General features: G+C 38.2%; 7 protein-coding genes and 1 riboswitch. Of the genes, 4 read left to right on the forward strand and 3 right to left on the reverse strand.

The annotated features are described in order from the left end of the window. Window positions 1–552: 552 nt before the first annotated feature. Window positions 553–1,602, reverse strand: a complete 1,050-nt coding sequence (locus Q1A47_RS18010; protein ID WP_026682432.1) for a 2,3-butanediol dehydrogenase — start codon at window positions 1,600–1,602, stop codon at window positions 553–555. A 601-nt stretch (window positions 1,603–2,203) separates the two neighbouring features. Here Q1A47_RS18010 and Q1A47_RS18015 point away from each other — a divergent pair. Both Q1A47_RS18015 and Q1A47_RS18020 read left to right on the forward strand, forming a co-directional pair. Beyond that, window positions 2,204–3,397, forward strand: coding sequence for an exonuclease SbcCD subunit D (locus tag Q1A47_RS18015; protein WP_026682431.1), 1,194 nt, complete (start codon window positions 2,204–2,206; stop codon window positions 3,395–3,397). A 20-nt stretch (window positions 3,398–3,417) separates the two neighbouring features. After that, complete coding sequence (locus Q1A47_RS18020; RefSeq protein WP_026682430.1) at window positions 3,418–6,507, forward strand: AAA family ATPase; 3,090 nt, start codon at window positions 3,418–3,420, stop codon at window positions 6,505–6,507. A gap of 283 nt (window positions 6,508–6,790) precedes the next feature. Here Q1A47_RS18020 and dapA read toward each other — a convergent pair whose 3' ends face one another. Then, window positions 6,791–7,681, reverse strand: a complete 891-nt coding sequence (gene dapA / locus Q1A47_RS18025) for a 4-hydroxy-tetrahydrodipicolinate synthase (protein WP_026682429.1) — start codon at window positions 7,679–7,681, stop codon at window positions 6,791–6,793. A 114-nt stretch (window positions 7,682–7,795) separates the two neighbouring features. After that, window positions 7,796–7,976, reverse strand: a riboswitch (Lysine riboswitch). Between the two features lie 378 nt (window positions 7,977–8,354). After that, window positions 8,355–9,239 (reverse strand): LysR family transcriptional regulator, encoded by an 885-nt coding sequence (locus tag Q1A47_RS18030; RefSeq protein WP_034679462.1) that lies wholly within the window; start codon window positions 9,237–9,239, stop codon window positions 8,355–8,357. 254 nt (window positions 9,240–9,493) lie between these two features. Here Q1A47_RS18030 and hutU point away from each other — a divergent pair, with 254 nt between their 5' ends. Beyond that, window positions 9,494–11,164: a urocanate hydratase gene (gene hutU / locus Q1A47_RS18035; RefSeq protein WP_166530991.1), complete on the forward strand. Its 1,671-nt coding sequence runs from the start codon at window positions 9,494–9,496 to the stop codon at window positions 11,162–11,164. Beyond that, on the forward strand, window positions 11,165–12,538 hold a 1,374-nt coding region (hutI, locus tag Q1A47_RS18040; RefSeq protein ID WP_299632635.1), incomplete at its 3' end, for an imidazolonepropionase. It lies immediately after the preceding gene.

The raw sequence follows: 12,538 nt of genomic DNA on the forward strand, positions 1-12,538 counted from the left end.
ATTCCCTTTAATTACATTTATTTGAAATTAATTAATACTTGACATTTTTGTTTTTGTTTAATGCAACGATAGTGAGGCTAGATAAAATGGATTTTAAAGTATAAATACCTGCTTTGAAATCTATTTTTTGGTAGTCATCGGAAATGAAGGAAATGATAAAATTTGTCCATGTGGATAAATATGCGTGTTAAGCCGCGTCCAGCTCCAGCGCCCAGAAACGATGTGACTTCACGAATCGTCTCACGATAATTCATCATCGGCTCGCAAGCTCACTGTGATTTCCTTATTTCCGTTGACTCGCTCCACTCGCTATGTTTCTAATCGGGAGCTTGTATCCCGCATATCACGTGCAGTATGCCCCCAATATGGATAAGAAGGGGATCAACTACCAGTTATAGGTCAGAATGGTTCCAAGGCCTTTAGGTTATACCCTTGTGGTACTAACAATCCGTGGAGGATAAACATCCCTCCACGGATCGTTGTTTCACTTTATCTATATAGTGTGCACATCCCATGCTCTATATCTGGTTAATTACAATTAAACGTTATTTCTTATTTTTCCCCACTTAATTCTACTAATATTTTTGCTTGAGACTTGTCCTTAGATAATGCTTCAAAGCCTTTTTCAATTATGTCATCCAGCTGTATTTCATCCGTGATAACAGATTGTGGCTGTATTTGACCAGATGCCATTAAATCAATCGTTTGCTGAAAAGAAGTAGGTGTATAAGCTATAGATGAAGTGATTTTCACACCTTTACCTGTTAATTGGAATGGGTTCCATTCAATCGGTCTAGCAAAGATTGATACGATTACCATGGTTCCTCTTGGTTTCGTTGCTTGAATAGATTGCTCAAATGTAGGAGCTACGCCAGCAACTTCAAAGGAAACATCTACACCTTCAGGTACGATATCTGTAATAGCTTTTACTGGATCAGTTTCCCCAGAATTAATAATATGTGTTGCTCCGACTTCTTTTGCTTTTTGCAGCCTTGTTTCCGACAGGTCTAATGCAATAATTTTGCTTGCACCTGCTGCTTTTGCTGCAATGATTGTTAATAATCCAATCGGTCCAGCACCGAATACTGCAACAGTGTCGCCAAATACTAGTCCGCCTTCTTTTATTGCTTGAACAGCAACTGCTGTCGGTTCAACTAAAGCTCCGTCTTGTAATGTTAATGGCTCAGGTAGGTGATATACATTTTTTTCTGGAACATTTGTAAATGATGTAAATCCACCATCTGTATTTAAACCGATAAAGGCAAAGCCATCATATGGGTCAAGATCCTCTGATTTATTTCCGAATGTAAGGGTAGGATTTACTGCTACTCGGTCGCCCGGCTTATATGTGGTAACCTTTGCACCTACTTCTTCTACAACTCCTGCAAACTCATGCCCAAATGTTAATGGAGTTGTATCGCCTGTTAAAGGATCTTCTTTTTCTACAGGAACAAATACAGGTCCTTCCTCATATTCATGAAGATCACTTCCGCAAATGCCTGCCCAAGCTACTCTCACCTTTACTTCAGTTTCTTTTAAAGGTTTCAATTCTCGTTCTTCTACTCGTACATCTTTTTTACCGTACCATACTGCAGCTTTCATGGAATTATCCTCCTTATTACTCAGATGGAAATAATTAAATTACTACTTTAGTATACCATTCTTATTTTATAATTTGTCTATTTCTGTCGAAACTTCACATATTAGTCAAGATAATTTTACAAGTAATATACAAATTAGAAAATATATTGTTTGTAGTCTATAAGTTATGGGTCAATCGGAATTCATTTGGGTGATTTTGTTAGAAGTTTACCTTTAGTAGTTAGTTCGTAGATGTGAATCATTATGTTAAAATTATGATTGAGAAACATAGAATCATTTAGTCTAGCATGCAGGTAGAATGAAGATATGGTTTCTTACTTTTAACGATTTATCCCACATATAACTTGCAGTAAGTTCCCTGCTTCAAGCAATAGAGAAAAAGCAATATGGATAAGGGGGAAATCGACTGCCAGTAAATGTCCGTTGGTTTAAAGGCCTCTAGGTCATACCCTTCCTCTAGGTCATACCCTTGTGGTGCTAACCATCCGTGGGGATAAACAAAATCCCCTACGGATGGAAGTTTCACTTTATACTATGAAATATGGAATTTTACAGTAATCGAAGAATAATAGATGAATCTTATTATAAGGAGGAATATGGAATGAAATTTATTCACACTGCTGATTGGCATCTTGGCAAATTAGTACAGGGTGTCTATATGACAGAAGATCAAGCGTACATACTTTATCAATTCATCGAGGCTATTGAAAATGAAAAACCTGATGCTGTTATTATTGCAGGAGATTTATATGATAGAGCAGTGCCGCCAACAGAAGCGGTACATCTCTTAGATGAAATTTTAGAGAGAATCGTACTTCAACTTCGCATTCCGGTTTTGGCAATTGCTGGGAATCATGATAGTCCGAGCCGATTAAATTTTGGTAGTAAAATTATGCGAGATAATGGCTGCCATATTGTAGGGACGCTCACGAATGATTTACAACCAATTGTTTTACATGATCATGATGGAGAAGTTCATTTTCATTTAGTTCCTTATTGTGATCCAAGTGTGGTAAGAACTACTTTTCAGGATGATACGGTTCGTACACATAATGATGCAGCAAAGAAAATTATCGAGCAGATTGAGAGGAGAATGGATTCACATGCTAGACATGTATTTGTAGGACATGCTTTCGTTACTCCTTATGGAGCAGAAGAAGAAAATACGAGTGATTCAGAACGTCCATTATCTATTGGTGGATCGGAATACGTAGCTGCTGAGCACTTTGCAAAATTTCATTACACAGCGTTAGGACACCTGCATCAAGCGCATTATGTATGGAACGAGACGATACGTTATGCTGGATCTCCATTGAAGTACTCTATTTCAGAGGAGCATCATAAGAAAGGATTCTATGTTGTGGAAATAGATGGAGAAGGTGCTGTTAATGTTGAGAAACGTATACTGCATCCGAGAAGAGATGTGCGCACAGTTGAAGCTTCTATAAATGAGTTGCTGACACACCCTATCAATGATGATTATGTATTTATTCGCTTAACAGACGAGTTACCAGTACTTTCACCGATGGAAAAGGTGCGATCTGTTTACCCAAATGCGTTGCATGTTGAACGGAAGCATAATCAATTTTCTCTTGCTGATGATGAGGAGAATAATCGGGTAGAACGCACCAAGCTGTCAGAACTTGAATTATTTCATGCTTTTTACAAAGAAGTGAAGGGAACAGAAGCAACACAAGAAACGGAACAGCTTTTTAAAGAAGTATTGAATGAATGGCTGCATGAGGAATCAGATGTAACAGAGACAGAAAAGTTGAAGCCTTATCTTACCATTTAATGCAGAAGGGAGTGGAATAATTGAGACCTTTAAAGTTAACAATGACAGCGCTTGGCCCATATAAAGATACGGAAACAATAGATTTTACGGAAATAGAAGCGTATCGTTTATTTGTTATTTCTGGAAATACTGGTGCCGGTAAGACGACTATATTTGATGGTATTTGCTTTGCTTTATATGGCTCAGCAAGCGGAGAAGATCGAGAAGAAAATATGCTGCGAAGTGATTTTGCCGATGACAATGTCCATACAGCAGTGGAGTTACTGTTTGAATTAGGCGGTCGTATTTTTCGAATTCTGCGCCAACTAGGCCATGTGAAGCAAGGGAATAAAACGAAGACAGGTGACCGATACGAATTCTATGAGCTAATAGATGGCAATGAAATTCCTTGTGTAGATAGGCAGATTGTATCTGAAATAAACAAAAAAATAGAAGCTTTAATTGGTTTAACCCAGGATCAATTTAAGCAGATTGTTATGCTTCCGCAAGGAGAATTCCGTAAGCTGCTCACCTCGAAAACGGATAATAAAGAAGAAATATTACGTCGACTATTTAAGACGGAACCGTATAAAAAAATTAGTGAACGGATGAGAGAGAAGAAGGCTAATGCAGAACAGGCATACAATAAAGCTATCCAAGCTCGTGATCAATTGATTAAGCATATTGAAGTGAGGTTACCTAAACGAGAAAATTCATTTCTATTTCAGCTTTTAGAAAGTGAGCATTACAATATCAATCAGGTTATAACTGGTTTACAAGAAGAAAGTCAGTTTTATATGGAGAGAATCGCGTGTGATAAGGCTAGATATGAACAAGCATATGAGGCTCATAATAACAAACAGGCGGAATATCACCAAGCAAAAGCTATAAATGATCGTTTCAATGAAATGCAACAAAAAAAAGCCAGACTAAGCGAATTAGATAATCAGCTTACAACATATCAAAAGCGAGAGAAACAATTAGACGATGCAGAGCGAGCTAACAACCTCATTCCTTATGAAAAACAGCGAAATGATTGGCATAAAGAAGAGGAAATGCAACAAAAGAATCTTCACTACGCAGAAAATAAGCTTAAAACAGCTAACGAGCGAGTAAAGCAAGTGCAAGCCTTGTATAAAAAAGAGGAAGATAAGAAGGAAGAAAGAGAACAACTACGTATTATTCTGGAACAACTAAAGGATTATTTACCAATAGTTAAAGAAATGGATGCGTCTAACCAACAGTTGAATAAGCTGAATCAGCAAGTACAGGATGGCGCCTCCGAATTGGAGAAACTTCAAAAACTACTCGATGTAAAGAATCAGCGAGCAGAAGCTATTCACGAACAAATAGAAAAGCTCGATCTCACAGTCGAGCAGTTACCAGATAAACAGCAACGATTACAAGAGATGCGAGATCAAGTAAAAGTCCTAATAGATTATATAGAGTTAACAAAAAAACACGATAAATTAGAAAAAGAATCCAAACAAAAACATCAAGAAGCATCTCAAGCGCAAGCTGATTACCAACAAATTGAAAGGGATTGGCTTAATAATCAAGCTAGTATTCTAGCAGCGCATCTACATGATGGACAAGCTTGCCCAGTCTGCGGAAGTATCGATCATCCACAAAAAGCCATAAATAGGGATCGTAACGTATCGAGGGAGCATTTAGAAAAAGCGAAGCAGCAATTTCAGATACTAGATACGCAATATCGTAACAGCTTTGCTGAATGGAATTCAGTAAGCGTACAATTAAAGGAAAGGGAAAATGAATTAAATAACTATTCCATAAATAAGAGAGATGTAACAAGTGCTAAAGAAGCATTAGTACTTCAAGGGCAGCAACTAAGTGAAGAAGTGAAGCAATTACATCATGATAGAAAACAGCTTGCTGAATATAAAGCTATGTACGAACAGGCATTAAAAGAAACCAAAGATGTAGAAGCTAAAGTGAAAAGAACGGAGCAATATTATCAAGAGCAAGTTGCATCTTATCGTACTGCTCATGCTGTTTATCAGGAAAGAATACAAAAGATTCCTCAAGATGTGAGAACTCTGTCTGAATTAGAGAAAAAAATAGAAGTAAAAAAAGAGCAACGAAAGGAATTGGAGGAGCGCTGGGAGCAAATACAACAAAAGCTGTTGCAGGAGAAAGAAGAATTGACTAAAAGTGAATCCGATGTTAGTCATGCAAGCAACCAGCTGCAGGAAACGAAGATAAGGCGGGAGAATGCAAACAAACAGTTTGTTGATGCATTAAGCCAAGCGTCCTTCCAAACGGAGGAGGTGTTTCAACAAGCTAAGCTGGAAGAGGATGAGCGTAAGCAGTTAAAGCATAGCATAGAAGAATATAATCAGCATCGGCTTACGCTGCAAAAACAGGTCCGTGATCTGAACAGAGAATTGAAAGATAAGCAGCAGGTTGAATTAACGACTATTGAAGCCAAACTGAAAGAATTAAAAGTAGAATACGAACAAGCATTAAAGACATGGGATCAATCAAATAAATACTATGAGGAAATCATTACACTACAGCAAAACATTGTCGAGGTCACTGAACAAGCTAATAACTTGGAAAAGAAATTAGCCACTATAACCGATCTCCATGATGTATTAAGAGGGCAAAATCACAAGAAAATATCCTTTGAACGGTATTTACAAATTGAGTATTTGGAGCAGATTATCGATGCGGCAAATTTACGATTAGATCGATTATCAAATGGTCAATTTTTCCTGAGTCGTAGTGACAGGCAGGAATCGCATGGAAGACAGAGTGGTCTAGGCCTCGACGTTTTCGATGCATACACGGGACAGACAAGAGATGTGAAATCCTTATCCGGAGGCGAGAAGTTTAATGCAGCTCTTTGTTTGGCACTAGGTATGTCAGATGTTATTCAAAGTTTTCAAGGCAATATTTCGATTGAAACAATGTTTATTGATGAAGGGTTTGGTACGCTGGATGAAGAAGCACTAAACAAAGCAGTTGATACATTGGTAGGTTTACAGCAATCGGGTAGAATGATTGGCGTGATCTCACATGTGCAGGAATTAAAAGCTATGTTCCCAGCAGTACTCGAGGTAAAGAAGACAAAAGAAGGATCTAGTCGAGCAAAATTTGTTGTAAAGTAACGGTAGCCTTTAAAGAATTTTAAAGGAACTGAATAGAGGAGGGCTATCAAAAGCTGAATCCTAGTGAATTTTTGTATCGCTTTTCACTGGCGTAGTTACATTTGACATGTGCTGTTTTCACAATTTTTTCGGCTAGGATAGACGTTCATGCATCGATTTCTCTCGGTAGAATAATTACTATTCCAAAGAACTGTCGAACTACTATCCTGATATACTTCATATTCGAGTAGTAGTTCGACATTACTTATCTCAATTTCTATAGTCTCTCGCTCTTCATAATCGTTTAACTTGCTGAAACGATGGACTGTAAGTGCTGTAATGTTTGTTTTAGATTGTTTGTTTCCTCTTGTGTTAGAGGTACCATTGGAAGCCGAACATCCCCAACTGGAACACCTTTCATAGATAATGCTGATTTGACGGGCGAAGGACTAGGTGCAGCAAACAAAGCTTTCATGATTGGAAGTAAATGTTGATGTAGCGCTGCACTAGCTTTGACATTTCCAAAGCTAAATTGATTTATCATCTCTTGCATTTCATTACCAATGATATGGGAGGCGACTGAGACCACACCTTTTCCTCCAATAGCTAATGCTGGTAATGTTAGTCCGTCATCTCCGCTGTATAGGGAGAAGTCCTTGGATGTGCGTCTAATTATTTCTGACATCGCATCAAGGTTACCGCTCGCTTCTTTGATGGCAACAATATTATCTATTTTAGAAAGCTGTACCGTAGTATCTACAGTTAAATTGACACCAGTTCTTCCCGGTACATTATAAAGCATAATAGGGAGATTAGTAGCTGCTGCGCTCGCTTGGAAATGCTGATAAATTCCTGTTTGCGAAGGTTTATTGTAGTATGGAGTAACAAGCATGATACCATTAACTCCAACTTTTTCCGCTTGTATTGTTAAATTAATAGTAGCTTTTGTGTTATTTGCCCCAGTTCCAGCTAATACCGGAATTCGATCATTTACTACTTCAACAACGAAGCGCATAAGCTGAATCTTTTCCTCATCTGTTAATGTAGCTGATTCACCTGTAGTTCCAGCAACAATCAGCCCATCCGTTCCATTTTTAATTAAATAATTTACGAGAGATCTTGTGGCATGAAAATCAATTTTTCCATGTTGATCAAATGGTGTCACCATTGCGGTTAATACTTGGCCAAATTCCATTTCTTTACACCCCTTGTGATAAGTTAAAACAATAGATGGATAGACCATTTCTAATTAACGCAAAAAAACAGCAGCAAGGGTTTGCTACTGCAGAAATGTAGTATTTCATTTTCTGCGTCAGATAGCCCTCCATATAGTTACCTATACGACAGTCCTGTATTTATTCAATAGCAGAACCAGCAACAGTAAATAATGAGTTATCTGTTACTTCGGCAACGATCCCTTTCCACAATCGTCAATGGATCTCATTATCCTCAAACTGTGTAATGATGACCGATGCACCTCTATCCTCACTTCAAATAATTGAAATAAGAAATATTTAATTGTCTGTAATATAACAGATTTCCTTATTTCACGCAAGGCTATTTGAATTTTAGCAAGGAAATGATGCCTATCGTTTATTCAATTGTTCCTTTAATGACATACAAATAAAGTGAACCTTCAATCAATTGAAGGTTTTGTTTGTCCCCCTAGTTACCAATAGTGTTGTTCCTTTATTGCTTGAAGCGGGGGTCTTACTGCTAGTTATATGTGGAGAAAAACATAATTTAGCTAAGCATCTCACCTAGAGTAATTACTCGAATCAATCAAAATATGACAAGTTGACATCCAGTCTATGCTTGAGGTGGTACGTGTTCTATAGGACGAAATACTTCTAGGTGACCTAAGGGCATCACTGTTTAAAGAATTCTTCCACCAATCCTATAAACTTCAGTACAATTGGAGGTAAATAACGATTTTTCTCATAGGCTAGATATACGCTTCTGGATAAATGTGAATCGTTAATATGTTTTATATGATAATCTGAATGAACTGTATTTTTAACATAGTTTTCAGGAACAACTGTGATTCCTAAACCTTCGATAACAAGACGACATGCTGTTTCAAATCGCTCGATTTCAAATTGAATCATTGGCTGAATCCCTGATTTAGCAAATGCATAAAGAATATCCTCTCTTGTTTGAAAGCCTTCTTTGCAAATGATAAATGTTTCGTCTTTCAAGTCATAAATAGTTAGCTCTGTATAATCTTGTAAGTTGTGCCCTTGAGGAAGAACAGCAACTAATTTTTCCTCATAGATAGGTAATGTCTCAATCGCATCATTATTCAAATTCTGATTTGTTATAGCTAGATGAATATCGAAGTTTGTTAAAGCTTTCTCTACATCCGTTAAACTTAGAATTTCTAATAATTTTATATGAGCATCCTGATATTCTTTCTGAAATTGTTTCAAAATTTTTGGTACCCAAAAATTGGAGGACTCTATTAAACCGATTGTGAGTTCCAGCGGTCCCTGCTCTTTCAAGCGGATCATTTCTTTAGATACATGCTGATAGTGATTTAACAATTTTTTAGCCTCTTGATAAAGTATTTTACCCTCACTTGTGACCTCGAGGCTCCTCGTATTACGTTTAATTAATGTCAATCCTACTTCATTCTCTAGCTTTTTAATAGCAGCACTAAGTGATGGCTGAGATACATGTAAGACGGTTGCTGCTCGAGTATAGGTTGATTGTTCAACAATCGTAACAAAATAGACTAAATGGCGAAATTCCATCCTAATCTCCTTAATTTATAGTTGAATTTTATAAAAATATAGAATATTTATATTTGTAATTATATATTATTATAATTATAATTTTAATGTATGGTATTAAATTAAAAAAATGTTATGTCTTCTATTATCTATAGTACCAAATAAACAGAAGGATCGATAATCAGATGGAAAAGGAATGTGAATTTTTTAACTACAGAAAATGTAAACGGTTTATTTGAGGTTGCTAACATAGGGAGGAGATGAAGAAAATGAGAATGGAAAAGAACATGCAAGTAGAACAATATCGTGGTTCAGCATTACATACGAAAGGATGGATACAAGAAGCTGCTCTTCGAATGTTGAATAATAATCTGAGCCCAGAGGTGGCAGAAAATCCAGACGAGCTAGTGGTTTATGGTGGGATAGGTAAAGCAGCACGAAATTGGGAATGCTACGAGGCGATTGTGAAGGAATTAAAACAGATAGAGGAAAATGAGACCTTACTCATTCAATCAGGAAAACCCGTTGCTGTGTTCCGTACGCATACAGATGCTCCGAAAGTGCTGATTGCTAACTCGAATTTAGTTCCAGCATGGGCGAATTGGGAGCACTTTCATGAATTGGATCAGAAAGGTTTAATGATGTATGGGCAAATGACTGCGGGCAGCTGGATCTATATTGGCAGCCAAGGAATTGTGCAAGGAACATATGAGACATTTGCAGAATGTGCTAGGCAGCATTTTGACGGCAGTTTACAAGGAACGATTACTGTGACGGCGGGGTTAGGCGGCATGGGAGGAGCGCAACCTTTAGCGGTGATACTAAATGAGGGGATCTGTATTGCTATAGAAATAGATCCTCATCGTATCCAGCGTCGATTAGATACAAATTATTTAGATACCTCTACGGATAGCTTAGATGAAGCAATAAAGCTTGCTGAAGAAGCGCGTAGTAAAGGGGAAGCGCTATCTATAGGCTTGTTAGGCAATGCAGCTGAGCTTCTACCGGAAATGCTTACAAAAGGATTCATTCCAGACGTACTAACAGATCAAACCTCCTCTCATGATCCGCTGAATGGCTATATCCCTGTTCATATGACGTTAGCAGAAGCAGCTAAATTAAGGGAGAATAATCCAGGGAATTATGTTCAATTATCTAAACAAAGTATTGCAGTTCATGTTAAGACAATGCTGCAAATGCAGCAAAAAGGGGCGGTTACCTTTGATTATGGAAATAATATCCGCCAAGTAGCCAAGGATGAAGGAGTAGCGAATGCATTTGATTTTCCTGGATTTGTTCCTGCTTATATTCGCCCACAATTTTGTGAAGGTAAAGGACCGTTTCGCTGGGTGGCATTATCCGGCGATCCAGAAGATATTTATAAGACAGATGAGGTCATCCTGCGCGAATTTAGTGAGAACGAGTCGCTGTGTAAGTGGATTCGCATGGCGCAAGAGAAAATTAGTTTCCAAGGACTCCCTTCTCGGATTTGCTGGCTAGGGTATGGAGAAAGAGCCCGCTTTGGAAAAATTATTAATCGTATGGTTGAACGAGGTGAATTAAAAGCACCGATTGTTATCGGACGTGATCATCTTGATTCAGGTTCCGTAGCCTCACCAAATCGAGAAACGGAAGCGATGAAGGATGGAAGCGATGCGGTAGCGGACTGGCCAATATTAAACGCGTTGATTAATAGTGTTGGGGGAGCTAGCTGGGTCAGTGTCCACCACGGTGGCGGCGTTGGTATGGGATACTCGCTTCATGCTGGAATGGTTATTGTTGCCGATGGAACAAAAGAGGCGGAGGAGCGTTTGGATCGCGTCCTTACAACAGATCCTGGGATGGGGATTGTTCGTCATGTGGATGCAGGCTATGAAAAAGCCGAGGATACTGCGAAGGAAAAAGGTGTTCATATTCCAATGCTACAACGTAAAGGGGCGTTATAAATGTCAGATATCCTATTTATTAAACATGCAGCTCAATTACTTACCATAAGTGGAAATACCGATAAGCCAGCTAAAACTGATGCAATGAGAGAGCTTAATAGTATAGAAGATGGTGGATTACTTGCGAAGGACGGTGAGATTATTGCCATTGGTACGACGGAAAAAATTCAAGCGAAGTATGCCGATGAAATTGCTCAAGCTAAACAAATCGATGCGTCTAATAAAGTAGTTTCCCCAGGTCTGATCGATCCTCATACACATCTTGTTCATGCCGGAACAAGGGAGAATGAGTATGCAATGCGACTAAAAGGAAAGTCGTATATGGACATCATGCATGCAGGAGGCGGTATTCACGCAACAACTCGAGCTACGCAGCAAGCAAATTATGACCAACTTTATCATGAATCGAAGCTGCGTCTAGATACATTTCTAACAAATGGCGTCACCACAGTAGAAGCAAAGAGTGGATATGGTTTAACGACAGAACATGAAATCAAGCAATTGGAAGTTGCCAAGCAATTAAATAAGGATCATGTCATGGATGTTGTTTCAACATTTATGGGAGCACATGCTGTACCAGTAGCCGAAAAAGAAAATCCAGATATTTTTGTAGATCGAGTTATTTCAGAGATGATTCCAGAGGTTGCTAAACGGAATTTGGCAACATTTAATGATGTGTTTTGTGAGCGAGGCGTATTTACGCCAGAACAATCAAGAAGAATTCTGGAGGCGGGTAAGGAATATGGACTAATTCCAAAAATTCATGCGGATGAAATTGAATCCTATGGGGGGGCAGAATTAGCTGCAGCTGTTGGTGCGATTTCAGCTGATCATTTATTGAAGGCATCGGATGTAGGAATTCGTCAAATGGCTGAACAAGATGTTATTGGTGTTCTTTTACCAGGTACTGCATTTTTCCTAATGGCAGAATTTGCTCAAGCAAGAAAAATGATAGATCAAGGCTTAGCCGTTGCTCTTTCTACGGATGCAAACCCAGGTTCATCCCCAACGTTATCCTTACAGTTTATTATGAATCTTGGCTGTTTAAAAATGGGGATGACACCTGAAGAGGTTATTACAGCAACAACCATCAATGCTGCACATGCGATTGGTTGTGCTGATAAAATCGGGAGTCTAGAAATTGGTAAACAGGCAGATATTACGATTTTTAATGTACCAAATTATCTAATGCTATCCTATCAATATGGAATGAATCATGTGGATACAGTTATCAAGAAGGGAAAGGTAGTTGTAGAACAAGAGAACTTGTCCACATGTAACAGGCATGTATCCTCCGTCATTAGCGTTGCACAAAAAATTTTAAAAATAGTCAAGTGCGCAAAACTGGAATATTTATCAAAAATATACCAATTA

The sequence above is a fragment of the uncultured Virgibacillus sp. genome, from assembly GCF_947495635.1.
GTDB classification, from domain to species: Bacteria; Bacillota; Bacilli; order Bacillales; family Amphibacillaceae; genus Virgibacillus; species Virgibacillus salarius.